Origin of the sequence: Pannonibacter sp. XCT-53, assembly GCF_009915765.1 — a bacterium.
GTDB classification, from domain to species: domain Bacteria; phylum Pseudomonadota; class Alphaproteobacteria; order Rhizobiales; family Stappiaceae; genus Pannonibacter; species Pannonibacter tanglangensis.
In genome coordinates, this window is record NZ_JAABLQ010000002.1 from 417,493 (window position 1) to 441,893 (window position 24,401).

Here is a 24,401-nt window from a genome sequence, read left to right on the forward strand (position 1 = left end):
CCCTTGACCGTTTGCATTAGGATCATGAAAGGCTTGCTGCAATGAGAAATATGACAAAAAGAATCATAAATTAACAGGTGTTGCAGCGTTGCACTGCCTGCCGGACGGGCGGCGTCAGCGGTGATGCAGCACGAAGGGACGGCCGTCCTGGAGGATCACCTCGAGCGGCATGTCGTAGAGCGCGCCGAGGACATCGGCGCGGAGCACCTCTGCCGGCGTGCCGGCCGCAAACAGCCGCCCGTCCTTCAGCGCAACCACATGATCGGCCCACTGTGCGGCATAGTTCACGTCATGCACGACGATGACGATGCTCTTGCCGCTGTCGCGCAGGGCGTCGAGGCGTCGCATCAGGGCGCGGGCGTGCGGCATGTCGAGGTTGTTGAGCGGCTCGTCCAGCAACAGCCAGCCGGTGTCCTGGGCGAGGGTCATGGCAAGGAAGGCGCGCTGCTGCTGGCCGCCGGAGAGCTGATCCAGAAAGCGGCTGGCGAGATCGGCGAGATCGACGGTGGCAAGGGCATCGGCGACGATGCGCCGGTCCGCCTCCGTCTCCCGGCCCTGGGTGTGCGGCCAGCGGCCGAAGGCGACGAGATCGCGCACCGTGAGGCGGCTGGCGACCGTGTTCGACTGGCCGAGGATGGCCACATGCTGCGCGAGCGTGGCGGAAGGAGTGGCGCGGATGTCCATGCCGTTGATCTGAACGCTGCCCTGCTGCAGGGGCAGAAGCCGGCCGACCAGGTTGATGAGGGTCGACTTGCCGGCGCCGTTGGGACCGATCAGCGCGGTGATGGCGCCCGCGGGCAGGGTCGTGCTGATGTCCGACAGGATGGCGGCCGGGCCGATGCGGTGGCTGAGGCTGTCGATGCGGATCATCGCACGCGTCCTTTCAGGAGCAGCCAGAGGAAGACCAGGCCGCCGACGCATTCGACGACCACGCTCAGGGTGGATTGCTGGCCGATCAGGCGCTCGAAGATGAGCTGGCCGCCGACGAGGACGATGCCGGCGATGAGCGCGGCGGCAGGCAGGAGCCTGGCATGGCGATCCGCGCCGACCAGCGCATGGGCAAGGCCGACGACGATGAGGCCGAAGAAGGCGACCGGGCCGACGAGGGCGGTGGAGACCGAGACGAGCAGGGCCACCAGCGCCAGGACCAGCAGCATCAGCCGCTCGTAGCCGAGCCCGAGCGAGACGGCGACGGGACGGCCGAGCGCCATGACATCAAGGCGGCGCGACAGGGCAAAGGCCAGGGCAATAGCAGCCAGGGCGGCGCTGCCGCCGATGAGCAGCAGCGTCGCGTCGATGCGGGTGAAGCTGGCGAAGGTGACCGACTGGACGACCGAATAGGCGTTGGGATCCATCACCCGGGCGACGAAGCCGGAGAGCGAGCGGAACAGGACGCCGAGAATGACGCCGGTCAGGATCATGCGGGCGACGTCGCGCGGGCCGCGGCCGAGCAGCGTGCCGAAGAGCAGCACGGCGGCGGTGATCATGACGCCGACCTCCAGCCCGAACTTCAGCGCCTTGGGCAGGCTGGTGAAGCCGACCGCGCCGATGACGGCGACCAGCGCCGTCTGCATCAGCACATAGAGCGCATCGAAGCCCATGATCGACGGGGTGAGGATGCGGTTCTGCGCCACGGTCTGGAACAGCACGGTGGCGACCGCGATGGACGCGCCGACGACCAGCATGCCGCCAAGCCTTGTCGCGCGCAGCGGCAGGATGAAACCGGCGTTGGGGCCGAGGCCCGCAAAAAGATAGGCCGCGCCAAGGCCGAGAAGGCAAAGGGCGAGCAGGGCAAGCGGATGGGCGCGGACGACAGCCATCATCGCGCCGGCTGCCGGTAGAGAAGCCAGAGGAACAGCGCCGAGCCAAGGACGCCCAGCACCGTGCCGACCGGGACCTCGTAGGGGTAGCGCACCGCGCGGCCGAGGATGTCGCAGGCCAGCACCAGCGCCGCGCCGCCGGCGGCAACCACGGGCAGGCTCTGGCGCAGGTTGTCGCCCATCAGCCGCGAGACAAGGTTGGGCACGACAAGGCCGACGAAGGGGATCATGCCCACCGTGACGACGACGAGCGCGGTGACGATGGAGACGACGGCAAGGCCCAGATGCAGGACGCGCTCGGTGTCGAGCCCGAGGTTGGTCGCCGCGTCCCGGCCAAGGCCCAGGAGGACAAAGCGGTCGGCGTAGACATAGGCGAGGGCGGCAGCAGCCCCGGCAATCCAGAGCAGTTCGTAGCGGCCGGCGATGACGCCGGAGAACTCGCCCGACATCAGCCAGGTGCCGATGTACTGCAACAGGTCGGTCTGCCAGCCGATGAAGGTGACGGCGGCCTGCAGCACGCCGGCGAGGATGAGCCCGACCAGCGGCACGAGCAGCACCTCGCGCGGGGGGAGGCGGCGGATGAGGCGCAGGAACAGGAAGGTGGTGGCAAGCGCGGCGGCACTGGCGACCAGCATCTTGACGATAATTGGCGCGCCGGGGGCGAGCAGCGTGATGGCCAGAAGGCCAAGGGCCGCGCCCTCGCCGGTGCCGGTGGTGCCGGGCTCGACGAAGCGGTTGCGCACGATCTGCTGCAGGATGACACCGGCGACGGCAAGGGCCGCGCCGGTGAGAAGCACGGCCAGGGTGCGTGGCAGGCGCGAGACCCAGAAGATCAGCGCCGCCTGCGGATCATGCCCGATCGCGGCCACATCGACGCTTGCCGCGCCGAGCATGAGGCTCAGCGCGGACAAGGGGATGAGGGCGAGGGTCAGGAGAGCGGCGAGGCGCATGAGCGTCTGGAACCTGGAACCTGGCGTTGGCTGGGCGTTGGCTGGGCGATTGCCGGGTCGCGGCGGGCTTACTTTGCCAGCGCGGCCTTCAGCTCGGCGAGGGTGCCCATCAGCGAGGTGTAGCCACCGCCGGCGATGTAGATCGGCGCGGGCGACAGGTAGACGATCTGTTCGGCCTTGGCGGCCCTGGTGCCCTTGACCAGCGGGTTGTCGAGGGTGGCGGCCGCCGAGCCGGCTTCGCCGATGGCCGCGCCCCGGTCGATGACGAAGATCCAGTCCGGGTTGGTCTCGGCGATGAACTCGAAGGAGATCGCATCGCCATGGGTGTCGGTCTTGAGGCCTTCGCGGGCCTGCGGCAGGCCGAGGGCGGAGTGGATCCAGCCAAAGCGCGAGCCGGCGCCATAGGCGGAGAGCTTGGTGCCGTTGGTGAGCAGCACCAGCGCGGTGCCCTGGCCCTCGGCGGCCCTGGCGACGGCCGTCAGTTCCGCGTCGAGCGCGGCGGTCAGCTCGGCGGCCCTGGCTTCCCGGCCGAAGGCCTTGCCATAGGCGGTGAGGCGGGCCTTGGCTTCCGCGACCACATCGCTGCCGATGGTCATGTCGATGACCGGGGCGATGGGCGCCAGCGCGTCGCCCTGGGTGGAGGAGCGGCCGCCGATGACGATGAGGTCCGGAGCAAGGCCGGCAACGGCTTCCAGGTTGGGCTCGAACAGGGTGCCGACCTTGGGGGCCTTGGCGGCGTCCTCGCCGAGATAGGGGACGTAGAGCTTGTCCGGCACGCCGGCGGGAACGATGCCAAGTGCGAGCAGGGTATCAATCGCGGCGATGTCGAAGACGGCGACCTTCTCCGGGGTGCCGGCCAGCGTGACCGGGCCCTTAGCGGTCTCGATCTCGACGGCGGCGGCAACGGCCGGAACGGCAAAGGCGATGGCGGACGCCACCGCGGCAAGGCGGGCAAGGCGAAGCATGGGCAGACCTCGTGAGGATGAAACGGGAAAGGGCGCGTGGCTGGCAGGGCTGGCTGGCGCGATGCCCGAGGTCTAGCGCCGGAGGGGGGCGAGGTCCAGCAAAAAAGCTGAGCTTCATTCTCATGAATTCTGACGTAGCGTCGTGTCGGCGCGGGGGGCGGCAGCCCGCGAGCTGACCTCAGGCATTCCCCGCACGCCTGTCCCGCGCGATGGCCCCGTGCGAGGGGCCGGAGAGGGCCTGATGAGACGGCATTGCGTGAGACGCCTGTCTGACCAGTGCCCTCATCCGGGCGATAGCGGTCAGCGCCGCCTGCCCGGAACGGGGGGTACCTGCGGCAATGACGCGTCCTCCATGGCCATGGAACGCGAGGTGGTTTGCCTGGGTGAACGTGCAGTCAAACCCGTTCTGCCTGGCATATTCGAGTGCGGGACGCATCAATCGGCTGCGGCCGCCCAGTTTTCGCTGTTTCATGTCCGGGTTCTTTCCTTGCAAACGCATATCCGGGGGATCTCAGGCGGCGGCGCCGGGGCGCCGGACCGCGACGGGGGTCTGTTGCAGCAGGGCCTGAACCTTCAGGTGCAGCTCCCGGCTGCGTCGCTCCACCTCAAGCCCGCCCTTGACGTTGGCGATGGCTGCCCCCGTCGTCATGCCCAGCTGCACCTTGTAGCGGTTCCACTGCTGGCCCCCCGGATGGAGGATCCCGCCCAGGATCCTGCCCTCGTCAACCAGGCCCCGGTTCGCAAGGTGCTGGACGGCGCGGTGGGCGTAGGTGCCGAAGGGGATGACCCACGCGTTCTTCAGGACTGCCAACTCTGGCGCGAGGCAGGTTTCAACCATCTCTCGCATGAAGGGCACATCCAGCATTCCAGCATGCCCGGAGTAGTTCCCGTGGTGCCGCAGGACGGGGTAGCGAAGCGCGGATGTGGCGTGCACGCGTCCCTGTGCGGACCCGAAGAGCTCTGCTGTTGTCACCAGACCCAGAAGCTGATGGATGTGGAAGTGATCCATCAATTGCGCGCCGAGCTTGCGCATTCCCCCCTTGAAAGAGGCGCTGTACTTCGCCAGCGCCGCGGCCTGCTCCAGCGTCTGTCCCTGCAGCAGTGCCTGGCGCAGGACCAGCACCGCATCCAGTGCCTGCTGACGCCCCGGCGTGAGGCCGACGATCACGACGTCCGCCTGCGTGTTGATCCAGTCGAACGGGGCGTAGAAGGCCCGGTACGGGCCGTCGGCTGCCAGCCCGAGCGTCGTGTCCCTGAGCGGTGCCGGTCCGTCGGCGTAGATGGCTGCGCGCAGATCCGCTTCGCTGGCTTCACAGATCCTGGAGGCAAACCGCTCGAGATTCCGAGTTCCTGCCGTCATGTCGGTCATGTCGTGTCCTTTCGTTAGGTAAAGATGGTGAGGGTGGCTCGGGCCTCAGGGCTGCTCGCCGTCGGCAAGAGCCTGCAGCTCGGCCCTGCCGAGCCGATCCCAGCGGACAGCGCTGACATTGGTCCACACGCCCATGGGGCTCGGGCGACGCCACGCAGGGGATGCCGACTGCTGGAGCACGGCCAGCGCTTCCTCGAACGTCGGCAGGGTCAATTCAGCTCCGGGGCGGCCGATCGTGAACTTGCCATCGCGCGCGAGGCCGGGGTGGAAATGGGAGCCGTCGCGCGCCACCGGGACGAACAGCATGTCGCCCAGCTCTTCCTCCTCCGGGTAGCCGGCCTCATCCGCGCCTGCATCCTGATCCCGCCAGACCGAAGGACGGAAGGTTTCCCGGTCTGCGAGCCACTGCAGCGCTTCCCGTGCCGGGACCTTGCCGTTGTCGTTGGTCAGGCTGTTCGCGGTGCCTGACATCATGTTGCGGATCCGTCGTTCCGAGACGCCACCGAAAGCGGCCAGAGCATAGGGCTCGATCGCTTCGTCGTGATCCAGGGCCCAGCGGCCAAGTGCCAGTCGCAGGGTGTGCCCGGCATCGCCCGTGTCCACGTCCCAGGCCTCAGCCGGCAGCCGCTTCATGAACGCGGTTGCCGTTTCGAGGTGTTCGCGGATCTGTGCCGCTCTGGTGCCCGCATCGGCATGGTCACCCAAAACGAGCCCGTAGTGGGCGTAGGCGTTCAGTTCAAGAAAGACCTCCCCCATTGGCCAGCCGTAGGCTTCGCCCCAGGCGCCCTCGAAAGCGTGTTCCCAGTCGCTGTCCGCATGGCACTCCAAGCCAAGCTTGCGTGCCATTTCCGCCATGCCGACTTGCGCAACGTCGGCGCCCACGATCTCGCCCAGAAACCGTCCGGCTGCGACCGCGAAGCGGGCAATTGCCTCTCCCTCGAAATCGCGGCCATGGCCATAGTTTGCGGAGAATTCTTCCTGAAGCGTCTTTGCAGACTGCAGCTCATTGATGGTGGTGTTCAAAATTTGTGCTCCTGTGAGGTAACGACATCACCTGTTTATATGCAGCAGATGCGGTACGCAACAGGAATTTCGTGAAAATGAGAAATCACGTTGTCATCTGTAATTGGGTCCCCGGCACCCTTCGGGGTGCGCCAGGACTTTGCAGGTCTGCGACCGGGTCTGGTTCTGGCTCGCGTGACGTGCGACCTGGGCGGACGATCCAGGCTTGTTCAGCCGATCGGGACTGGCAGACGGTCGCTGCAGTCTGGCGCCTTGCGCGTTCAACGATTCGGGCGGGGCACATCACACGCTGTCAGCCTGGTTTGTCGGAAAACCGGCGGTGCCCATTGGTGAGGGCGACGGGTTGCAGCGCTCCGCACTGCCAGCAGGTAAAACCGGGTTGCGGCGTGACAAAAAAGCTGGCATTTGCACTCAAGTTTATCTGGTGCGCTTGCCACAACCAGCGCAAGCCGCGCCCCATCCCAGGAACGTGCCATGTTGTCCGAGTTGTCCAACCAGCTCCCCGAATTCCTGCATCCTGTCGTCGATCTGGTCGATCAGGGTGGCAGCGTGGTGGGGATCCAGCTGGTCATGTCGGTGATCGCGCTCGCGCTGATCTTTGCCAAGCTGATCCAGTTCGCCCTTGCCGGCGCCGGCCGGTTCGGACGGGCCCGGCGGGCGCTTGGCCTGCATCTCGACGGCGACACGGCCGTCGCGCTGGCCACCGTCGCCGGACACAGGGGGATCCTCAACGAGGTGATGGCGCTCTTGCTGAAGGCGCAGACGCGGCCGGGCGGGGCGCGGGCGGACCTGCTGCGGGAGGACATCGAGCGCATCTGTCTCGGCCGTATCGCCGAGCTGCGGGCCTGGCTGCGCCCGCTGGACCTGATTGCCCAGACGGCGCCGCTGCTTGGCCTTTACGGCACGGTGCTGGGCATGATCGACGCCTTCCAGGCCATGCAGGGGGCAGGGGCGGCCGTGGATCCGTCGGTGCTGGCCGGCGGCATCTGGGTGGCGCTGCTGACGACGGCGGTGGGTCTCGCCATTTCCATCCCCGTCTCGGCGGTGGTGAGCTGGTTCGATGGCCGGATCGAGCGGACGCAGCAGGAGATGGAAGCGGTCGTGACGGCGTTCTTCACCGGTGCTGCGGCGGAACGCCCGGCGGTGTTGCCGGCTCATCTGGATGTCATCCAGGGTGGCACGCGCCATGCGGTTTGAGCCGAGGGTCAAGCGCAGTCCGATCAGCCTGACGTCGCTGATCGACGTGATCTTCCTGCTGCTGCTCTATTTCATGCTGGCCTCGTCCTTCTCCCGCTATCACCAGCTGCCGGTGTCGAGCGCGGTGGCAGGCGCGGGAGCTGGGGCGCGGCCGGCGCTGCTGCGCCTGCATGGCGAGGGCAAGATGGACCTGAATGGCCAGCCGCTCGAAAGCGCTGCCCTGGAGGCGGCGCTGGCGCCGTTCGCCAATGATCCGCTGAAGATCGTTGCCGTGTGGACCGGGCCGGGCGCTGCGGTGCAGGACTCGGTCGCGGTGCTGGCCGCTGCGCGCAAGGCGGGCGTCAAGGCCGTGCTGGTCAGCGGCCTGAACTGAGGAGCAGGCGATGAAGTTCCGGACACCGCCGCGCCGTCAGATGACGGACAACACCATTCCCCTGATCAACATCGTGTTCCTGATGCTGATCTTCTTCCTGTTTGCAGGATCGGTCGCGCGTGACGACGCGCGGCGGATCACGCCGCCGGAGATGATCCAGAACGACGAGAACATCCGCTCGACGGGCGCGCTGATCATCGCCAGCGAGCAGGAGCTTTATCTGGAAGACAAGCCGGTGACGCTGGAGGCGGCGATTGCGGCGCATCTGGCCAAGGGCGGCGGGCTGATGCGCGTCGCCGCCGAGGCGACATTGCCCTCCGATCAGCTGGAAGCGGTCCTGTCCGCGCTGACGGCGGCCGGGATCAAGGACATCGTGCTGATCACGCGCAAGGGGCAGGCGCAATGAAGGCCTGGCATTACATGGGGGCCGGGCTGATCTTGTCTCTGGCGGTCCATGCGGCCGCCTCGGCCTATATGGTGCCGGACGAGGAGGCGCCCGAGATTGCAGCCTCCGCCGGCGGGGCTGTGGCCGTGGTCGGATCGCTGCAGGATCTGATCGAGGGGGCCGACGAGACCGTGATCGAGCCGGTCGAGACGCCGCTGGAGACGGTGCAGCCGGTGCAGCCGCAGCAGCCGGTGGAGACCGTGACGGCAGCCGTGGTGCCGCCGGTGGCCGATCTCGCGTCTGTTGCTCCGGTTGAACCATTGCAGCCGGTCGTGCCGCTGATGGCGGCCGCGCAGGCATCCGAGCCGCTGCCGGCAGAGCAGCCGGCGGTGATGGCGCCGGTGCAGCCGGTCGCCGAGACGAAACCGGTGGACGCGGAGCCGCCGCAGACGCCGGAGCCTGCGCCCGTCGTGACCGCCCTGCCGGAGCAGAAGCCGCAGACGCCCGAGCCGAAAAAGCCCGCACCGAAGACGGAGCCGCCGAAGAAGGTGGCAAAGGTGGCCAAGCAGGCCGGCGCGGAGTTCAACAGCCAGCGCGGCGGCGAGGTGGTCACCAGCCCGACGGCACAGTCCAATGCCAATGGCACGGCGGACGGGTCCGGCGACGAGCAGGGCGAGGGCGCGCGCACCAACTACAAGGGCAAGATCATCGCCAAGCTGCGCCGGGCCAAGCAGGCGCCGCGCGAGGGAGGGGCGGGAACGGCCACGGTGGAATTCACCGTCCAGCGCGACGGCAGCGTCACCGGCATCCGCGTGGTCCGCTCCTCCGGCAGTCCGCAGCTGGACGAGGCGGCCGTTGCCATGGTGCGCCGCGCGGCGCCGATGCCGGCGTTTCCCGACGAGATCCGTCAGGCGAGCCTGGCATTCCGGGTTCCGGTCGAATTCCGGAACTGACGATCCGCAGCCGGGCAGGAACGTCATTTCCGCGTGATGCGGGCGGGCGATGGAAATTTCTTTCCGGTCCCGCTGCAAGAAGGGAACGTGATGCCTCGTTGCCGACGGGGCGGCGTGCGAAAAATTCACCAACAAAACGAGCCGCTCCGGGGAAGGGTGGTTCGGGAAACAGGACGGAATGCGGCGTAGATCGCCCGCTCCATTGAGACAATCCATGGCGTTGGGAGGCGCCGGGCAGAGGTGAAACGCCATGCGCATGCTCATGTGTTGCTGCTGATCCAGTCCGAACGGACGCGCGTTTCCTGAAATCCTGACCCGCAGGGCAAGTTCCTTCCATGTATCTTTCGCAGACCGGCGGTCCATCTGCCGCCCTTGCCGTTCCTCCTCTCGTTCTCTTTGAGGGCGTGACCAAGCGCTTCCCCGCCGCCGGTGGCGCGGGAGAGGTTGCCGCCCTCGACGGCATTTCCCTCAACGTGCCGAAGGGTCAGGTCACGGCCATCATCGGCCGGTCCGGCGCCGGCAAGTCGACGCTGATCCGTCTGGCCAATGGCCTGGAAAAGCCCACCAGCGGCCGCGTCGTCGTCGATGGCATCGATGTGGCTGGATTGAGTGAAGGCGAGCTGCGCGGCATCCGCCGCGAGGTCGGCATGGTGTTCCAGCACTTCAACCTGCTGGCCTCCCGCACCGTGTTCGACAATGTCGCCCTGCCGCTGGAAATCGCCGGTGCCGACCGGGTCGCCATCGGGACACGGGTGAGCGAGCTGCTCGATCTGGTCGGCCTTGCCGACAAGCGCAACCGCTATCCGTCCGAACTGTCGGGCGGGCAGAAGCAGCGCGTCGGCATTGCAAGGGCGCTGGCGACCGGTCCGAAGCTGCTGCTGTCGGACGAGGCCACCTCGGCGCTTGATCCGGAGACGACCCGCTCCGTGCTGACGCTCCTGAAGCAGATCAACCGGGATCTCGGCCTGACCATCCTGCTCATCACGCACGAGATGGACGTGGTGAAGCAGATTGCCGACGACGTGGCGGTGATCGACCGCGGGCGCATTGTCGAGCAGGGCAGCGCCTTCGACGTGCTGGCCACGCCGCGCCATGCGACCACGCGATCGCTGCTCGCGGGCCTGCCGGGGCACCGGCTGCCGGATGCCTTCTCGCAGCGGCTGTCGGCTGCGCCGGTCGACGGCGGGCGGGCGGTTCTGCGGGTCGTCAGCGCCGCAGGAACGGGGAGCGGACTGCTCGCCGATCTGGTGGCGCCGCTCGGCGGCGCGGCCGAAATCATCGCCGGGACGGTCGAGACCGTCGGTCCCCGCAGCTTCGCCGCCTTCGTGGTGACGCTGCCCCCCTATCAGGCCGAGCAGATCACGGCGGCGTCGCCGTTGCCGGCAGGCCTGTTGAGCGCGGAGGTGCTGGGTTATGTCGCCTGAGATCCTCTGGCTGATCGCCAAGGCCACGGGCCAGACCGTGCACATGGTCGGCGTTGCCGCCCTGGTCGGATCGCTGATCGGCGTGCCGCTCGGTGTCTTCCTCGCCACCTCGGGCCGGGGCGAGCTGTTCGCCGCGCCGGTGGCGAACCGGCTGATCGGCCTGGTGGTGAATGCCACCCGGTCGACGCCCTTCATCATCCTGGTGGTGGCGATCATCCCCTTCACGCGGCTGATCGCAGGCACGTCGATCGGCACCTCGGCGGCGATCGTGCCGTTGACGGTGGCGACGGTGCCCTTCGTGGCGCGGCTCGTCGAGGCGGCCGTGCGCGAGGTGGACCCCGGTCTCGTGGAGGCCGCGCGCGCCATGGGCGCGACGCCGCTGCAGATCGTGCGCAAGGTGCTGTTGGCCGAGGCCCTGCCGGGCTTGACCCTGGCGCTGACGCTCACCCTCGTCAGCCTGATCGGCTACTCGGCCATGGTGGGCGCGGTGGGCGGTGGCGGTCTCGGCGACCTCGGCATCCGCTACGGATACCAGAGATTCATGCCCGATGTGATGGCGGCGGTCGTCGTCGTGCTCATCGTGCTTGTCCAGCTTGTCCAGTCGGCCGGCGACCGTCTCGCCCGCCACTTCGACAAACGCGGTCGGCGCAGCTGACCGCATTTTCCAGACGAACAGGAGTTGTTCACATGCTGAAGTCCCTTCGCACCCTGCTGACCGCCGGCCTCGTGCTGGCTGCCGTTCCGGCCCTGGCCGAGACCGTCAAGATCGGTGTCACGCCCGGCCCGCACGCGCAGATCATGGAAGTCGTGCGCGAGGTCGCCAAGGCCGACGGCCTCGATATCGAGATCCTCGAGTTCTCCGACTACGTGGTGCCGAACCAGGCGCTGCATGACGGCGAGCTGCAGGCCAACTCGTTCCAGCACAAGCCCTATCTCGACAACCAGGTGAAGGACCGCAAGTTCGACATCGTCGATGTGGCCTACACCGTGAACTTCCCGATGGGCATCTATTCCAAGAAGGTGAAGAGCTTTGCCGAGCTGAAGGACGGCGCGGTCATCGGCATCCCGAACGACCCGACCAACGGCGGCCGCGCGCTGCTGATCCTGCAGGATGCCGGCTATATCAAGCTCAACCCGGAGAAGGGCCTCAAGGTCGGTCCGGCCGACGTGATCGAGAACAAGAAGAACTTCTCGTTCGTCGAGCTGGATGCCGCCCAGCTGCCGCGGTCGCTGGATGACACCGACGCCTCGGCGATCAACACCAACTACGCGCTCGAGGCCGGTCTCAACCCGACGACCGACGCGATCCTGAAGGAAGGCGCCAAGGCGCCCTACATCAACCTGATCGCCGTGCGCAGCGCCGACAAGGACGCCGCCTGGGTCGCCAAGCTGAAGAAGGCCTACCACTCGGACAAGGTGAAGGCCTTCGTGCAGGACACCTTCAAGGGCGCGGTCGTCCCGGCCTGGTAATCCGGCTGGCAATCTGACATCTGAAACGCCCGGCCTTCGTGCCGGGCGTTCCTGTTTTTGCCGTGATCTGGCAGCATGTAGGCGCGAAGTCCCGGCTTGCGCCGGTCGGGCAGTGCGTTTAGATATGTTATATAGTTACATGAATCGAGGTCCGTGTGTCTCCGTCGCCGTCCGAACAGCCCGAGCCGATCCCCGTCCTGCTGCTGACCGGCTTTCTCGGGTCCGGCAAGACGACGCTGCTGTCCGATGCGCTGCGCACGGTGCTCGGGCCCGATACGGGCGTGGTCATCAACGAGTTCGGCACCGTGGCCGTCGATCATGATCTCGTCCAGGTCGGGCGGGGCGAGCTGATGCAGACCACCACGGGCTGCCTGTGCTGCCACGCCGGATCGGATGTCGAGGAGAGCCTCGGCCGCATCGTCGAGGCCATGGGGCCGGACGGCGAGCGGCGGCTGAGGCTGATGGTGGTGGAGACCACGGGCCTTGCAGACCCGGCGCCGGTGGTCAACCAGCTGCGTGCCTTTCCGCCGCCGGCGACCGGTCGGGGCTTCCAGCTCGCCGGCGTGATCACCACGGTGGATGCAGCCACGGCGCTGGTCAGTCTCGACGGTCATCTGGAGGCCGCCAAGCAGATCGCCTTCGCCGATCAGGTCGTGCTGACCAAGACCGACTTGCTGGACGCGGCCGGCCGGAGCGCGCTTGACGGGCTGACCGCGGCGATCCGGGACCTCAATCCCACCGTGCACATCCACGACCGGCAGGCGGCCGGCTTCGACATCGGCGCGGTGTTCACGCCGCGCGGCTATGACGTTGCCGCCCGGGGCGAGGACGTGCGCGACTGGCTGGCGCTCGAGCAGGTGCTCGGGACCGCCGACCGCCATGGACCGGCGGACGCGGCGACCGGTGCCCGGCACGCCCGCCACGGCGGCGGCGTCACGAGCTTCGTCCTGACCAGCGAGGCGACCCTGTCGCGCGACGGGTTCTACCGGTTCCTGCGCACGCTGCAGCTGTCTGCCGGGCCGAAGCTCCTGCGCATGAAGGGCCTGGTCGTCTTTACCGATGAACCGGACCGGCCCTATTCGGTCCATCAGGTGCAGCACATGCTGTCGATGCCGAAGCCGCTCGAGGCGTGGCCGTCCGAGGATCGCCGCTCGCGGCTGGTGTTCATCGTCGAGGGCATTGATCCGGCGCCGCTGGCCGAGCTGTTCAAGGCGGCCGCGGAAGAGCGCGGCTCCTTCCTCGATTCGCTCATCGCCGACAGTCTCGGCAAGTGGTTCAAGTCCGGAAAGGCCAAGACATGACCTTCAGCAATCCGCTCGCCCCGCGCGCTCTGGCTGTCCCGACCCGGCTGCGCGAGGTCAAGGGCTGGGTGCGCAGCCATTTCGCGCTCGACGAGGACACGGCCATCTCGGTGTCCGAACTGGCCTGCCGGGACGAGGGCTGTCCCGACATCGAGACGGTGATCGGCCTGCTGCGGGCCGGCCAGCCGGGCGAGGTGCACCGTCTGCACAAGCCGCTGCTGGAGATCAGCGAGGCGGACGTGGCCGCGCTGGCGCTCGTGTCGCGTCTGGCGCACGCGGCCGACCCGCACGGCACGGCGGCCGACTGAGCGCGTTGCGGCTGGCCAGCGCCGCCGAAGCGGCGTATCAGTGCGCAAGGCGACCATGACGGGCAAGGTGGAATGGCGGAGACGGACAGGGGGCGCTGGCTACAGGCCCGGCTCAACCGCTGGACGGGCGAGTTCGAGCGCCCGGCAGACGAGGCGGCCTATGCCCGGGCCACCTACCGCGAGACGCTCGGCTCGGCCCGGATCGGCATCATCGCCTCGACGCTGGCGAGCCTCTCGTTCCTGCCGCTCGACGTCGAGCTGATCGCGGCACCGGATCTGTATCTCTTCGTCGGCATCCGGTTCGCCCTGCTTCTCGCCTGCATCGCCGCGCTGGTCGCGCTGATCCGTTATCCGAGCCTGCAGGCGGTCCTTGCCGTGACCTACCTGCAGCAGGGCCTGTTCTACTTCCTCAATGCCGTCATCTTCGACCATCCCGCGCTCACGCGGCACGGCGGGCTGCTGCTGCCGCTGATGGCGGTGGCCCTGCCGGTGCTGCTGCCCGGGCGGTTGTGGCAGGCGAGCCTGATGGGCGCCTATGCGGCCCTGGTCAGCCTCCTGTTCTGGGGTGTCCTGCGCACCCCGCCGGAAACACCGCGCGATCTCGGCGTGATCCTGCTGGTCACCAGCGTCGGCTTCTTCGTCGGGGTCGCCGCCCGCGCGCAGCTCAACCGCATGCGCCGCGACGAGTTCCTGCATATCGAACGGGAACGGCGGACCAATCTCGAGCTGCTGGCCGCCAAGGAGGCTGCGGAAGCCGGGGCCCGGGCGAAGTCCGACTTCCTTGCGGTCATGAGCCACGAGATCCGCACACCCATGAACGGCATTCTCGGCATGGTGCGGCTGATCCTGGACGAGCCGATCAGCGACAGCCAGCGCCAGCGGCTGCAGGTGGTGCTGCGCTCGGCCGAGGCGCTGCGGGTGACGCTGGACGATGTCCTCGACCTGTCGAAGCTTGATCAGGGCGCAGCGCCCTGCGAGCAGGTTCCGATGGACGTGGCGCGGGTGGTGCATGACGTCTGCGACCTGATGCGTCCGCGCGCCGAGGACAAGGGGCTGGTGCTGACGGCGGTGCTTGATGCGGACGTGCCGGCGCTGGTGCTGGGCGATCCTGCCCGGCTGCGGCAGGTGCTGATGAACCTCGTTGGCAACGCGGTGAAGTTCACCGGGGCCGGCGCGGTCTCGATCCGGGTGCGGAGACGGCCGGCCGCCGCCGCCATGGCGCGGCCCTGGCTGGAGATCGTGGTCGAGGACACCGGGATCGGCATTGCCCCGCAGCAGCTCGGCCAGCTGTTCCAGCCCTTCGTTCAGGCCGACGCCTCCATCCACCGCCGTTTCGGCGGATCGGGCCTCGGCCTTGCCATCAGCAAGCGTCTGGTGGAGGCCATGGGCGGGGCCATCGGCGTGAGCAGCGAGCCGGACCGCGGCAGCCGGTTCACCGTCGACCTGCCGTTGCTGGAGGCGCCCCCCGGCAGCGCCGTTCCGGCTGTCGCCGGTCAGGACCGCCCTGCCTCCGGGGGGCAGCGGCGGCTGTCGCTGCTGCTGGTGGAGGACAACGAGATCAACCAGCAGGTTGCCGCCGGCCTGCTCGCCCGGGCCGGACACCGTTGCACCGTGGCACCGGGCGGGATGGAGGCGCTGGCGCGGCTCGCCGAGGAAACCTTCGACGCGGTGCTGATGGACCTGCAGATGCCGGGACTGGACGGGTTCGAGACCACCCGCCGCATCCGGGCGCTGCCTGCCGGGGGCAGCCTCCCGATCATCGCGCTGACCGCGAATGCCATGCCCGAGGACGTGGCCCGGTCGCAGGCGGCCGGCATGAACGGGCATCTGGCCAAGCCGATCCGGCCGGACGACCTCGCCCGGGTGCTGGACCGGCTCGCCGGCGGGCGCATCAGCTTGCCCGAGGGCAGTGACGTGCTGCTGGTGGGAACGGCGGATCCGATGGCGCGCCGCCGGCTCGAGGGCCTGGGCCTGCGGGTCTTTCCGATGGCCGACAGCGCGGCGGCGCTGACGATCCTGACCGCGCGCCGCTTTCCGCTTGTCGTCCTGCAGGCCGATGCCGGGGCGCCGGCGCTGCGGGAGCGGCTTGCCAGTCTGGGCGGCGGCTGCCGTCTCGCCCACTGGCGGCCGGCGGCATCCGGCGGACCGGAGCCTCAGACCGGGGAGCTGCTTCTCGATGCCGCGTCGGAGGATGACGATCTTCGCGCTATGCTCCTTGACGGTCCGGTGGCCCCGGAGGGGGGCACCGATCTGGGCGCCCTGTTCGACGACGTGAAGATCCGGGCGCTGCAGTCGCTCTTCCTGCGCAACATGGTGGAGCAGCGGGAGGCGCTGGAACAGCACGGGGCAGAGGGCGACCAGATTGCCGCGATTGCACATCGCGTTAAGGGGAGTGCGGCCAACATGGGCTTTGCGGATCTTGCCGACGCCGCCGGAGCCCTGCTGACGGCGAGCGGTGCGGACCGGCCGGGTGCACTGAACCGGCTGCGCAGCCGGCTGGACGACACGATCCACAGCATGGACAGGGCCCTGTCGGGGCCGCGTCCTGAGGACGGGACTGATCGAGGGGAATGAGTACGACGGGAATGAGTGCAACGGTCCTCATCGTGGAAGATGCCCCGGAAAGCCGGGAGATGATTTCCGCCTTCCTTGTCGAGAACGGGTTCAGGACCCTGACGGCGGCCACCGGGGCGGAGCTGAGGCTGCGCCTGCACGGTGCCCAGCCCGACATCATCCTGCTCGACGTGAACCTGCCGGATGATGACGGCATCGCGCTGGCGCGTCAGCTGCGTCTCGGGGAAAGGTTCGGTCTCATCTTCGTCACGGGGCGGGACTCCGACGAGGACGTGATGGCCGGGCTGGATGCCGGGGGCGATGACTATGTCACCAAGCCGATCAACCTGAAGACCCTGCTGGCGCGCATCCGCAGCGTGCTGCGGCGCTCGCGTGAGCCGGTCATCACCTTCGACGGCTGGATCCTCGACGTGGTGCGGCGGGAGCTGTTCCGCCCGACGGGACAGCTCGTGGAACTGACCGCCGGCGAGTTCAATATCCTCGTTGCGCTGGCCTCGCGGCAGATGCAGCCCGTGTCGCGCGACTTCCTGCTCGACGTGATTTCCAACCGCGACCCGCGCGAGATTTCCGGCCACACCGTGGACAACCTGATTGCACGGCTGCGCAAGAAGATGGTGCACGAGGGGCGCGACGCCCCGATCGTCACGGTGCGCGGGGTCGGGTATGCGCTGATGCCGGTGCAGTCGCGCGGCGACGGCGTCGGGGCCTAGCGTCACCTTCGGGGCAGGCGCGGCCGCCTGCCGGGTCCATGTCGCCGTCAGTGGCCCGCCGGGACGAGCTGCCGGCGGCTCACGACCAGCGTGTCGGCCCAGAGCGCGAAGGGGCGGAAGTGCCGGTCGAGCAGGCGGCAGACGCGGCGGCCATTGCCCTGGGTCGGCTGCAGGATCAGGGTTGCGCCGGGTCCGGCCTCGGCCTCGAGGGCCGCCAGCCAGGCCGACATTCCGAGGAACATGTGCGCCGGCCCCGTGCTGCACCAGCCGATCGGCGCGAGCCAGCGGTTGAAGGCCGGTTGATGCTCGGCCAGCAGCCAGCCGCAGATCGCACCCGTCTGGTCGCGCAGCACCTGTGTCACCCGCCGGTCGCAGCGGTCAAGCCAGGGGGTCGGGTCGGCCCAGGCCGGCAGCACGCCGGCGCGGGCAAAAATCCGGGCCGCAGACTGGACAGCCGCGCCGAGATCCCCCTCCGCTGCATCAAGGCGGATGCTCTCAAGCCCGGCCGCGCGCGCCCGCGCGACATGGCCTGCGGCAAGGGCCAGCGCGTCGTGCCGCTCGCCGACATTGAAACTCATGCGCAGGCGCGCCGGCTGGGGAACGCTCCAGCCTTCACCCGCCAGCAGGCCGACAAAGCTGTCGAGCTGCGGCAGGCGGTCCGACCAGCTCGTCGTGAGCTCGCTGCGGCCTTCGGCAAGCATCCGCTCGCCAAGGTCCCGCAGCAGCAGGCGCGCAAGGCCTTGCCGCCGCAACAGGGGCGTGACCATCAGGGACAGGAGCTCCTGCGTCCGGGGGCGGTCCGGGTCGCGGCGGGACACCAGCAGGCCCGCCGGCACCTCCCCCAGCCAGGCCGCGAGATGGCAGGCGCCGTCGCCGGGCTGCGGCGACGCGAGCCGGCCGCGCAGGTTCTGCGTCGTCAGGCGGGAGAGGATCTCCAGATCGCCGGGAGACACCGGCCGGATGCTGAGGGACGACAGGAGCGGCGACGACCCGGAGGGCGAGGGCTGTGGCGACATCAGGACACCTGCGGACAGGAACAGGGCATCGGATCCGGCGCGCCGGCACGGCAGGCCGATGACGGGACCCGAGACGGAAGACCGGCGCGGCGCGGCATGGGTCAGCCCTCCGTCCGGTCCGGTTCGGCGAGGGCGTACTCGCTCTCGAACAGGAAGTCGGTGCTGGCGGTGCGGGTGCCGAAATGCCGGTAGAGCATGCGTTCCATGCCGCCCGGAACCCCGGCCGGCGGCTGGGCAATCAGCATCGCGTCGGGCCCGGCCTTGGCAACGAGGCGCTGGCACAGGGAGGCGATGCCGCCCACGAGCCAGCCCTGCGGCACCTTCTCGGCCACGACCCAGCCCTGGGGAATGTACCAGCGACCGAGCGGGGCCTGCAGCACGCAGGCCATCCAGCCGGCAACCGTGCCCTCGTGGTCCGACAGCACGACGGTGACATCGGGATCGGCGACCTCCACCCAGCCGGTCATGTCGGCCCAGTCCGGCGCGCGGCCGGCCGCGATCAGGGCGAGGTTCTGCCGCTTGAACTCGGAAATGCCATCCTCGCCCAGCTCGCGCAGGGACCGGGCCACGAGGCCGTTGCGCTCCAGCCGCGCCAGAACCCGGTCCCGGTTGGGGAACACGTCCGGCCAGTCGCCGATGCGCCAGGTCATGCGCCGCCGCGTCACCTCGGGCTGCGACCAGCCGCTGGCGGCGAGCAGGCGGGCAAACTCCGCCGCCCGCGGCAGCCGGCTGGACCAGCGGGCAAAGAGACCCCGGGCTCCGTCCCGGCGCAGGCGGGCCGTCAGCCTCGACAGCATCATGGTGGCGACGCCGCGCCCGCGCCAGCCGGGCGTGACCATGATCGAGGTCAGTTCCTGCAGCCCGGCTCCGGCCGCGCAGGACAGGAGCAGCCCGACGGGCGTGTCACCGTCGAAGGCGGCGATGCGGATCACGCCGCGCCCGGCCTGATCATCCGCAAGCATCCAGCGCAAGGAGGCCGCCGTGAGCGGCGCCAGGACCGCCGCATCGGCCGGCAGCGCCTCGCGGATCAGGGGATGGGCGAGGGGAGCGGCCGGCTGCCCGGCGCCGGGGGCGGCCGAAAGGGACGGAAACGCGGGACTGGAAGAGGCGGGCATGTCGTTCATCTTGCGCGGGTTGCTTGCAGGAACTGCGTGGTCAGGTGCCGGCGCGGGCATGTCCGGCCCCGGCACATCTATACCTAGCCCAGACCGGCCCGGCTGTTTTGGAACTTTTCAGGTCCATTCCCTGCCAGGGGGCATTCCCGGTCTATAGAGATGTCATCAAATATCGGCGACGCACATGTCCAGTAGAGAAATCCGGGCGTCAGTCTGCCGATGATGATGCAGAGACAGTTTCAGAGGTGTGGCAGTATCCTTGTCATGACCTCAAGATGAACCGCTCCGGATCCGGCCTCTATACGATGCCAGGCGGAGTGCAGGCCGACAGGAGGTTTCCATGGCTGGTTCCAATGATCCGATGACGCTGGCCCGCCAGCATGTCGAGCGCGCCCTTGTGGCCCGCGCGTCCGAGGATGCGGAGTTTCGTGCGCTGCTGGTCCGCGATCCGCGTGCCGCGCTCAAGCAGCTGCTCGGTGTCGATCCGATCCCGGCCTACCGTATCCGCGTGATCGAGGAAGCGCCGGGCGAGGTGACGCTGGTTCTGCCGCGTGACATCGCCTCCGACGAGCTGCCCGACGAGCTGCTCGATCTCGCCTCCGGCGGCACCACGTTCCAGGACCTTGGCTGCAAGGATCCGCGCGCCGGCTGGGCGAAGCCCATCGTCAAGGAAATCCGTCAGGGCTGACCTGCCCCGTCCGGGCAACTCCAGGGAGATGTTTCATGTCCGATACCGCCCAGATTTTTGAACGGGCCCGCCAGCATGTGGAGGCCGCCGTTGTCGAGAAGGCCATGTCCGATGCGGCCTTCCGCAAGATGCTTGTGACCGCGCCGCATCAGGCGATCCGCGAGCTGCTTGGCGTCGATCCGATCCCGAACATGGTGATCCGGGTCATCGAGGAGCAGCCGGGCGAGGTGACCCTCGTGCTGCCGCGTTCGATTGCGGAGGACGAGCTCCCCGACGAGCTGCTGGATCTTGCGTCGGGCGGCAGCGGCATGTCCTTCCCCGGTGGCCGCAAGCTGCTGGAGCTTTGCTACAAGGGCCCGATCGGCCCCGGCCCGAACGGCATCCTGCCGCAGGCCTGACCCGCCCCGAAGGACAGGAGCCCGGTTCCGCCGGGCCCGGTCCCTGGGACGGCAGCCCGCTGCCGCCGGGGTTTCCCGGAACCAGAGCCTCACACGAGCGCCGGGCTGCATGGCCCGGGCCAGACCAGGAATGATCGATGATGTCGGACCAGACGGCGATGCATCAGGTGCGTGCGCATGTCGAGGCTGCCGTGCTGACGCGGGCCAGGCAGGACGGTGACTTCCGCGCCCTCCTGATGACCGAGCCTCATGCCGCACTCCGGGAGCTGCTTGGCAATGACCCGATCCCGGGGCTGCGCATCCGGGTGATCGAGGAGCCGGCCGGCGAGGTCGTCCTGGTGCTGCCGCGCCCGATTGAGGCCGACGAACTGCCGGACGAGCTCCTCGACTACGCCGCCGGCGGAAATGCCAAGGACTGCTGGTGGAAGTTCAACCAGTGGGCCTACAAGCAGGACTGGATGCCGTAAGCGCCCCAGACCTGCAGTCCAGACCCGCACTCCATTTTCAACCCCATGATTTGACGAGGTTTTTCAAATGACTGCGACAAACGACTTCGCCGATGGCCTGACCAAGGCCCGCGCCCATATCGAGGCTGCCCTGATTGCCCGGGCCACCGAGGACGAACGCTTCCGCGCCCTGCTCAAGGCCGATCCGCACGCGGCCCTGAAAGAGCTGATGGGCACCGATCCGATCCCCTCGCTGACGATCCGCGTGGTCGAGGAACAGCCGGGTGAAGTGACGCTGGTGCTGCCGCGCCAGATCGCGGAAGACGAGCTGCCGGACGAGCTGCTCGACCTCGCCTCCGGCGGCGTCTCGTTCTCCAGTTTCGTCGACTACAGCACCTTGCTGCGCGCCAGCCCGAACACGAGGGCCTGCCCGCGTTGAAGGCCGCCGTCAGGCCACGCCTTTGCGTGAAACCAAGACCCGCATGTTGATGCCCCCGGGAGCACAGACAATGACCGACTTTGACCAGACCCTGACCCTCGTTCGCGCGCAGATCGAAAAGGCGCTCGTCGACAAGGCCATGGATGACGCATCGTTCCGCGCGCTGCTGACGCGCGATCCGCACGCCGCCCTGCGGCAGCTGATCGGCACCGACCCGATCCCGTCCCTGAAGATCTCCGTCGTCGAGGAGGCGCCGGGCGAGGTGGTTCTGGTGCTGCCGCGCTCCATCGCCGAGGACGAGCTGCCGGACGAGCTGCTCGACATGGCCTCGGGCGGTGTGTCCTTCGGCAACTTCGTCGAGATCACGTCCGAGCTGAACCGGGGGCGGGGTGGACGTCCCGGCCCGATCTGCCCCCGCTGACCGGCGACCTGAACCAGAACCTTTTAGAAAGGCAAGACGATGAACGAGTTTGGCAAGAACATGGCGACCGCGCGCCAGAACATCCAGCGCGCCCTGATCGAGAAGGCCTCGGAAGATGCGGCCTTCCGCCAGAAGCTGATCGACAATCCGCATGCGGCGCTGCGCGAGCTGATCGGCACCGATCCGATCCCGTCCGTCACCATCCGGGTGATCGAGGAGCAGCCGGGCGAAGTGACGCTGGTGCTGCCGCGCAACATGGCCGAGGACGAGCTGCCGGACGAACTGCTGGACCTGGCGTCGGGCGGCACGCTGTTCATGGCCTTCCTCGAGTGGCCGATGACCACCAAGGCCAAGGGCTGCCCGAAGACCTGAGAGGGCGCGGGACCGGGGCAGATGGTTGCTCCGGTCCCGGCTCGCCTGACCCTGCCCACCGGTTCGGACCGCGTCCGTCCGACCATCCCCGAGAGGAAAGATGCCATGTCCGATACCACACCGAGCCTGACCGAAGCACGGGCCCAGCTCGAGGCGTCCGTCCTGCGGCGGGCCGCAGAGGATGCCGAGTTCCGAGCCCTGCTTCTGGCGGACCCGCACGCCGCGCTTGGCCAGCTCCTCGGCACTGACCCGGTGCCGTCCCTGAAGATCCGCGTCGTGGAAGAGGTTGCCGGCGAGGTGGTGCTCGTCCTGCCGCGCCAGATTGCGCAGGATGAACTCCCGGACGAACTGCTGGACTTCGCGGCCGGCGGCAATGCCCGGGAGTGCTGGGACCGGTTGAACTACTGGCTCTACAAGAACAAGCCGTTCGGCTGAGGCCTCGACGCCGCAGGGCGCTGCCGCAGGGCCGTGCCCTCGGCCCGGGTGCCCCCCTTCCGAGCCAATTGATGATCCCCTGTTCAAGGACCCTGCCATGACGGATTTCCTCCAGACGCTGGCGACAGCCCGTGCCCATATCGAGGCAACGCTTCTGGAACGGGCCGGCACCGATGCCGGCTTGCGCGCCCTGCTGCAAGCCAACCCGCACGCGGCCTTGCGCGAGCTCTTCGGCTCGGATCCGATCCCGTCGGTGAAGATCAGCGTCGTCGAGGAAGCTGCCGGCGAGGTGATCCTGGTGCTGCCGCGCCCGATCACCGGCGAGGAGCTGCCGGACGAGCTGCCGGACGACCTGCTCGACTATGCCGCCGGCGGTGCCTTCAAGGGCTGCAAGGGGGACGGCTGGACGGTGCAGAAGGTGGACCTGCCGGGCGTGAGCTGATCCTCTGCCGGTGATGGGCGGGCAGGCCCGGCGGGGTCCGGGGCACCGGGTGCCGGCAGGACCTTCAAGCCGGCGTGGGGGTCGGATCTGACACTGGCCGCGCTCCTCGCTCCGCCTTGGGGGAGAGGGGCGCAGCGGCAAGATCGCGGCCCGGCATCCGCCAGCAGACGAGGCCGGGTTCCACGCTGACTGCCACGGCGCAGGCATGCTGCCGCATCACGCCTTGAAACGGCCCGAGCCCCGGAGCGATCCGGGGTTTTTTGTCGGGTCAGTGGACCAGTCGCGGCAGCAGCCGGTCGAGTGTCAGGACCGCCATCAGCCTGTCCCTGACCCGGGCCACCGCATGCACGGGCAGACCATGCCGGTCGGCGACCTCGTCGATGTCCTCGGCCGCAACATCCTCGATCCGCAGGACCTGATCCACCGCGAGGCCGGCGGTCGAGCCCTCGAGCTGCAGCAGCACGCAGGGCGGCGCATCGTCCGGCTGCCGCTCCGGCCGGGCACCGGTCAGGGCACCGGTCAGGGCTCCGGGCAGGGCTCCGGTCAGGACACCAAGGCGGCGGCGCAGGTCGAGGACCGGCACCACCCGGTCACCCGCGTCCGCCATGCCGTCGAAGCCGTTGCCATCGCCAGGCAGGGGGGTCAGGCGGACCGTGGAGAGGATGCTGTCCACCCGGTCGAGGTCGATGGCGAAGAAGTCGTCCGCCACGCGCAGGGTGAGGAAACGGAAGCCTGGCCGCAGGGCGGCCGCGCTGGCGTCCCGGGGAGGCTGCCCGGAGGCTGCGGCCGCCGCAGCGCCTGTCTCGCCCGGTGTGCGGTGCGGTGTCAGCCGCTCGATCTCGGCTAGATGGCCCGCAACAAGGGCGAGGGGATCCAGGATGGCAATGATGCGCTCGTCGACGACGGCGTAGCGGCTGATCCCGGCGACGGCATCGTCGGCGGTGAAGATCTCCTCGGCGGTCAGGGACAAGAGCCCCGGGGCACGGTCGGCCAGCAGCGCGAAGCTGCGTCGGGCAGACGGGTCAGAAATGCGCAGGATCACGCTGTCGGGCTCCGGACCGGTGAAGGCGGACGGACGCGCTCCGAGGAGGCCGCCGGTGTCGATCACCAGGAGCGGCGTGTCGGCATGCTCCATCAGGCCGGCGACATAGGCCGGTGCGCCCGGCATGGCCCGCAACCCGGACGGCTCCAGCACGTCCGCGATGATTGCAGTGGGCAGGGCGTAGCGGTCCGGTCCGAGGTCGATGAGCAGGTGGGCGAAGCGTTCGCTTGCGGCGGCGATCTCGTCCTCGCCGATGGTTTCCGGCAGGCCCACCGGATCGGCCGGGATCAGGGCTCCGTCCTCGACGAGGCCCTCCGCATCCATGCGCGTCTCGGCCGCGAGACGGACCCAGTCGAGCACCAGCCAGTCCGCACCGCGCGCCGACAGGCGCCGGGGCAGGAAGGGCGAGGGCACGATCCCGCCCGCGTCGGCTTCCGCCTCGGCAAGCGGATGGATCGCGTCCGTCTCGACCGCCACCATGGCGACGACGTGGTCGACCTCGAGGGCGCGGACATCGTCGCCATTGGCGAGGATGACCAGCGACCCGGCGGCGGTCCCGGCCGGCGACGGCGGCAGGCCGAGAACGCCGGCCAGATCCATCAGCGGCAGCACCCGGTCCTGCACGAAGACCAGCCCGCGGACATGGCGGGGGCAGAAGGGCAGGGGCGTCACGGGCGCCGGCTCGTTGACCGACAGGACCAGGTCCAGCGGCAGCGCCAGCCGGGTGCTGCCAAGGGTCGCGAGGAGATAGTCGATGTGCTCCAC

Annotated in this window: 28 protein-coding genes; 19 read left to right on the plus strand and 9 right to left on the minus strand. The window is 68.7% G+C overall.

Annotated elements, in window-relative coordinates; all coding sequences use genetic code 11:
• Window positions 1–114: 114 nt before the first annotated feature.
• From GWI72_RS16630 to GWI72_RS16655, 6 genes are all read right to left on the minus strand, one after another.
• Window positions 115–870 carry an iron ABC transporter ATP-binding protein gene (locus GWI72_RS16630; RefSeq protein WP_161709388.1) on the minus strand — a complete coding sequence of 252 codons (756 nt, stop codon included), beginning with the start codon at window positions 868–870 and terminating at the stop codon, window positions 115–117.
• The gene (locus GWI72_RS16635) at window positions 867–1,823 is read right to left on the minus strand and encodes an iron chelate uptake ABC transporter family permease subunit (RefSeq protein ID WP_244314371.1); all 957 of its coding nucleotides are present in this window, start codon (window positions 1,821–1,823) and stop codon (window positions 867–869) included. Before GWI72_RS16635 ends, GWI72_RS16630 begins: the two co-directional genes overlap by 4 nt.
• A complete protein-coding gene (locus GWI72_RS16640; protein ID WP_161709389.1) occupies window positions 1,820–2,770 on the minus strand; it encodes an ABC transporter permease in 951 nt (316 codons plus the stop codon). The genes GWI72_RS16635 and GWI72_RS16640 overlap by 4 nt, the downstream gene beginning before the upstream one ends.
• Before the next feature lie 68 nt (window positions 2,771–2,838).
• Window positions 2,839–3,735 carry a siderophore ABC transporter substrate-binding protein gene (locus GWI72_RS16645; protein ID WP_161709390.1) on the minus strand — a complete coding sequence of 299 codons (897 nt, stop codon included), beginning with the start codon at window positions 3,733–3,735 and terminating at the stop codon, window positions 2,839–2,841.
• A gap of 511 nt (window positions 3,736–4,246) precedes the next feature.
• On the minus strand, window positions 4,247–5,104 hold the full coding sequence (locus GWI72_RS16650) for a hypothetical protein (RefSeq protein WP_161709391.1): 858 nt from the start codon (window positions 5,102–5,104) through the stop codon (window positions 4,247–4,249).
• Window positions 5,105–5,149: 45 nt separating this feature from the next.
• Complete coding sequence (locus GWI72_RS16655) at window positions 5,150–6,127, minus strand: hypothetical protein (protein WP_161709392.1); 978 nt, start codon at window positions 6,125–6,127, stop codon at window positions 5,150–5,152.
• 474 nt (window positions 6,128–6,601) lie between these two features.
• Between GWI72_RS16655 and GWI72_RS16660 the strand changes: the two genes are divergently transcribed.
• From GWI72_RS16660 to GWI72_RS16710, 11 genes are all read left to right on the plus strand, one after another.
• Complete coding sequence (locus GWI72_RS16660) at window positions 6,602–7,324, plus strand: MotA/TolQ/ExbB proton channel family protein (protein ID WP_161677107.1); 723 nt, start codon at window positions 6,602–6,604, stop codon at window positions 7,322–7,324.
• Complete coding sequence (locus GWI72_RS16665; protein WP_208995903.1) at window positions 7,314–7,697, plus strand: ExbD/TolR family protein; 384 nt, start codon at window positions 7,314–7,316, stop codon at window positions 7,695–7,697. The genes GWI72_RS16660 and GWI72_RS16665 overlap by 11 nt, the downstream gene beginning before the upstream one ends.
• A gap of 10 nt (window positions 7,698–7,707) precedes the next feature.
• Window positions 7,708–8,103 (plus strand): ExbD/TolR family protein, encoded by a 396-nt coding sequence (locus GWI72_RS16670; RefSeq protein ID WP_161709393.1) that lies wholly within the window; start codon window positions 7,708–7,710, stop codon window positions 8,101–8,103.
• On the plus strand, window positions 8,100–9,035 hold the full coding sequence (locus GWI72_RS16675) for a TonB family protein (RefSeq protein WP_161709394.1): 936 nt from the start codon (window positions 8,100–8,102) through the stop codon (window positions 9,033–9,035). Before GWI72_RS16670 ends, GWI72_RS16675 begins: the two co-directional genes overlap by 4 nt.
• Window positions 9,036–9,370: 335 nt before the next feature.
• Entirely contained in the window at window positions 9,371–10,459 is a 1,089-nt protein-coding gene (locus GWI72_RS16680) for a methionine ABC transporter ATP-binding protein (RefSeq protein ID WP_161677104.1), read from the plus strand.
• Window positions 10,449–11,114 (plus strand): methionine ABC transporter permease, encoded by a 666-nt coding sequence (locus tag GWI72_RS16685; RefSeq protein ID WP_161677103.1) that lies wholly within the window; start codon window positions 10,449–10,451, stop codon window positions 11,112–11,114. Before GWI72_RS16680 ends, GWI72_RS16685 begins: the two co-directional genes overlap by 11 nt.
• A gap of 32 nt (window positions 11,115–11,146) precedes the next feature.
• Window positions 11,147–11,929 (plus strand): MetQ/NlpA family ABC transporter substrate-binding protein, encoded by a 783-nt coding sequence (locus GWI72_RS16690; RefSeq protein ID WP_161677102.1) that lies wholly within the window; start codon window positions 11,147–11,149, stop codon window positions 11,927–11,929.
• Between the two features lie 155 nt (window positions 11,930–12,084).
• Window positions 12,085–13,230: a GTP-binding protein gene (locus GWI72_RS16695; RefSeq protein WP_161709395.1), complete on the plus strand. Its 1,146-nt coding sequence runs from the start codon at window positions 12,085–12,087 to the stop codon at window positions 13,228–13,230.
• Window positions 13,227–13,538 (plus strand): nitrate reductase, encoded by a 312-nt coding sequence (locus GWI72_RS16700; protein WP_161677100.1) that lies wholly within the window; start codon window positions 13,227–13,229, stop codon window positions 13,536–13,538. Before GWI72_RS16695 ends, GWI72_RS16700 begins: the two co-directional genes overlap by 4 nt.
• 72 nt (window positions 13,539–13,610) lie before the next feature.
• Window positions 13,611–16,112 carry a sensor histidine kinase gene (locus GWI72_RS16705; protein ID WP_161709396.1) on the plus strand — a complete coding sequence of 834 codons (2,502 nt, stop codon included), beginning with the start codon at window positions 13,611–13,613 and terminating at the stop codon, window positions 16,110–16,112.
• 11 nt (window positions 16,113–16,123) lie between these two features.
• Window positions 16,124–16,822, plus strand: coding sequence for a response regulator transcription factor (locus GWI72_RS16710; protein ID WP_161677098.1), 699 nt, complete (start codon window positions 16,124–16,126; stop codon window positions 16,820–16,822).
• 47 nt (window positions 16,823–16,869) lie between these two features.
• Here GWI72_RS16710 and GWI72_RS16715 read toward each other — a convergent pair whose 3' ends face one another.
• Complete coding sequence (locus GWI72_RS16715) at window positions 16,870–17,838, minus strand: GNAT family N-acetyltransferase (protein ID WP_161709397.1); 969 nt, start codon at window positions 17,836–17,838, stop codon at window positions 16,870–16,872.
• 101 nt (window positions 17,839–17,939) lie between these two features.
• Complete coding sequence (locus GWI72_RS16720) at window positions 17,940–18,953, minus strand: GNAT family N-acetyltransferase (protein ID WP_209000162.1); 1,014 nt, start codon at window positions 18,951–18,953, stop codon at window positions 17,940–17,942.
• Between the two features lie 340 nt (window positions 18,954–19,293).
• Between GWI72_RS16720 and GWI72_RS16725 the strand changes: the two genes are divergently transcribed.
• The 8 genes from GWI72_RS16725 (at window position 19,294) to GWI72_RS16760 (ending at window position 22,594) form a co-directional block, all read left to right on the plus strand.
• Window positions 19,294–19,641, plus strand: coding sequence for an NHLP leader peptide family RiPP precursor (locus tag GWI72_RS16725; RefSeq protein ID WP_179956202.1), 348 nt, complete (start codon window positions 19,294–19,296; stop codon window positions 19,639–19,641).
• Between the two features lie 35 nt (window positions 19,642–19,676).
• A complete protein-coding gene (locus GWI72_RS16730; RefSeq protein ID WP_161677095.1) occupies window positions 19,677–20,039 on the plus strand; it encodes an NHLP leader peptide family RiPP precursor in 363 nt (120 codons plus the stop codon).
• A gap of 140 nt (window positions 20,040–20,179) precedes the next feature.
• Window positions 20,180–20,506, plus strand: coding sequence for a hypothetical protein (locus GWI72_RS16735; RefSeq protein ID WP_209000163.1), 327 nt, complete (start codon window positions 20,180–20,182; stop codon window positions 20,504–20,506).
• 67 nt (window positions 20,507–20,573) lie between these two features.
• Window positions 20,574–20,924, plus strand: coding sequence for an NHLP leader peptide family natural product precursor (locus GWI72_RS16740; protein WP_161677094.1), 351 nt, complete (start codon window positions 20,574–20,576; stop codon window positions 20,922–20,924).
• A gap of 70 nt (window positions 20,925–20,994) precedes the next feature.
• Window positions 20,995–21,345: an NHLP leader peptide family RiPP precursor gene (locus tag GWI72_RS16745; protein WP_208995901.1), complete on the plus strand. Its 351-nt coding sequence runs from the start codon at window positions 20,995–20,997 to the stop codon at window positions 21,343–21,345.
• Between the two features lie 39 nt (window positions 21,346–21,384).
• Window positions 21,385–21,717 (plus strand): NHLP leader peptide family RiPP precursor, encoded by a 333-nt coding sequence (locus tag GWI72_RS16750; RefSeq protein WP_208995900.1) that lies wholly within the window; start codon window positions 21,385–21,387, stop codon window positions 21,715–21,717.
• A gap of 105 nt (window positions 21,718–21,822) precedes the next feature.
• Window positions 21,823–22,152 (plus strand): NHLP leader peptide family RiPP precursor, encoded by a 330-nt coding sequence (locus GWI72_RS16755; RefSeq protein ID WP_161709399.1) that lies wholly within the window; start codon window positions 21,823–21,825, stop codon window positions 22,150–22,152.
• A 97-nt stretch (window positions 22,153–22,249) separates the two neighbouring features.
• Entirely contained in the window at window positions 22,250–22,594 is a 345-nt protein-coding gene (locus tag GWI72_RS16760) for an NHLP leader peptide family natural product precursor (protein ID WP_161709400.1), read from the plus strand.
• Between the two features lie 268 nt (window positions 22,595–22,862).
• On the opposite strand, the gene GWI72_RS16765 is transcribed toward GWI72_RS16760, so the two are convergent.
• Window positions 22,863–24,401, minus strand: coding sequence for a chemotaxis protein CheW (locus GWI72_RS16765; RefSeq protein ID WP_161709401.1), 1,539 nt, complete (start codon window positions 24,399–24,401; stop codon window positions 22,863–22,865).

What these genes read in the sequence shown, in the direction of transcription:
- GWI72_RS16630 (WP_161709388.1), bottom strand. Translation starts at nt 870, where the DNA reads ATGATCCGCATCGACAGCCTCAGCCACCGCATCGGCCCGGCCGCCATC.
- GWI72_RS16635 (WP_244314371.1), bottom strand. Translation starts at nt 1,823, where the DNA reads ATGATGGCTGTCGTCCGCGCCCATCCGCTTGCCCTGCTCGCCCTTTGC.
- GWI72_RS16640 (WP_161709389.1), bottom strand. Translation starts at nt 2,770, where the DNA reads ATGCGCCTCGCCGCTCTCCTGACCCTCGCCCTCATCCCCTTGTCCGCG.
- GWI72_RS16645 (WP_161709390.1), bottom strand. Translation starts at nt 3,735, where the DNA reads ATGCTTCGCCTTGCCCGCCTTGCCGCGGTGGCGTCCGCCATCGCCTTT.
- GWI72_RS16650 (WP_161709391.1), bottom strand. Translation starts at nt 5,104, where the DNA reads ATGACCGACATGACGGCAGGAACTCGGAATCTCGAGCGGTTTGCCTCC.
- GWI72_RS16660 (WP_161677107.1), top strand. Translation starts at nt 6,602, where the DNA reads ATGTTGTCCGAGTTGTCCAACCAGCTCCCCGAATTCCTGCATCCTGTC.
- GWI72_RS16665 (WP_208995903.1), top strand. Translation starts at nt 7,314, where the DNA reads ATGCGGTTTGAGCCGAGGGTCAAGCGCAGTCCGATCAGCCTGACGTCG.
- GWI72_RS16670 (WP_161709393.1), top strand. Translation starts at nt 7,708, where the DNA reads ATGAAGTTCCGGACACCGCCGCGCCGTCAGATGACGGACAACACCATT.
- GWI72_RS16675 (WP_161709394.1), top strand. Translation starts at nt 8,100, where the DNA reads ATGAAGGCCTGGCATTACATGGGGGCCGGGCTGATCTTGTCTCTGGCG.
- GWI72_RS16680 (WP_161677104.1), top strand. Translation starts at nt 9,371, where the DNA reads ATGTATCTTTCGCAGACCGGCGGTCCATCTGCCGCCCTTGCCGTTCCT.
- GWI72_RS16685 (WP_161677103.1), top strand. Translation starts at nt 10,449, where the DNA reads ATGTCGCCTGAGATCCTCTGGCTGATCGCCAAGGCCACGGGCCAGACC.
- GWI72_RS16690 (WP_161677102.1), top strand. Translation starts at nt 11,147, where the DNA reads ATGCTGAAGTCCCTTCGCACCCTGCTGACCGCCGGCCTCGTGCTGGCT.
- GWI72_RS16700 (WP_161677100.1), top strand. Translation starts at nt 13,227, where the DNA reads ATGACCTTCAGCAATCCGCTCGCCCCGCGCGCTCTGGCTGTCCCGACC.
- GWI72_RS16705 (WP_161709396.1), top strand. Translation starts at nt 13,611, where the DNA reads ATGGCGGAGACGGACAGGGGGCGCTGGCTACAGGCCCGGCTCAACCGC.
- GWI72_RS16710 (WP_161677098.1), top strand. Translation starts at nt 16,124, where the DNA reads ATGAGTGCAACGGTCCTCATCGTGGAAGATGCCCCGGAAAGCCGGGAG.
- GWI72_RS16715 (WP_161709397.1), bottom strand. Translation starts at nt 17,838, where the DNA reads ATGTCGCCACAGCCCTCGCCCTCCGGGTCGTCGCCGCTCCTGTCGTCC.
- GWI72_RS16720 (WP_209000162.1), bottom strand. Translation starts at nt 18,953, where the DNA reads ATGCCCGCCTCTTCCAGTCCCGCGTTTCCGTCCCTTTCGGCCGCCCCC.
- GWI72_RS16725 (WP_179956202.1), top strand. Translation starts at nt 19,294, where the DNA reads ATGGCTGGTTCCAATGATCCGATGACGCTGGCCCGCCAGCATGTCGAG.
- GWI72_RS16730 (WP_161677095.1), top strand. Translation starts at nt 19,677, where the DNA reads ATGTCCGATACCGCCCAGATTTTTGAACGGGCCCGCCAGCATGTGGAG.
- GWI72_RS16735 (WP_209000163.1), top strand. Translation starts at nt 20,180, where the DNA reads ATGTCGGACCAGACGGCGATGCATCAGGTGCGTGCGCATGTCGAGGCT.
- GWI72_RS16740 (WP_161677094.1), top strand. Translation starts at nt 20,574, where the DNA reads ATGACTGCGACAAACGACTTCGCCGATGGCCTGACCAAGGCCCGCGCC.
- GWI72_RS16745 (WP_208995901.1), top strand. Translation starts at nt 20,995, where the DNA reads ATGACCGACTTTGACCAGACCCTGACCCTCGTTCGCGCGCAGATCGAA.
- GWI72_RS16750 (WP_208995900.1), top strand. Translation starts at nt 21,385, where the DNA reads ATGAACGAGTTTGGCAAGAACATGGCGACCGCGCGCCAGAACATCCAG.
- GWI72_RS16755 (WP_161709399.1), top strand. Translation starts at nt 21,823, where the DNA reads ATGTCCGATACCACACCGAGCCTGACCGAAGCACGGGCCCAGCTCGAG.
- GWI72_RS16760 (WP_161709400.1), top strand. Translation starts at nt 22,250, where the DNA reads ATGACGGATTTCCTCCAGACGCTGGCGACAGCCCGTGCCCATATCGAG.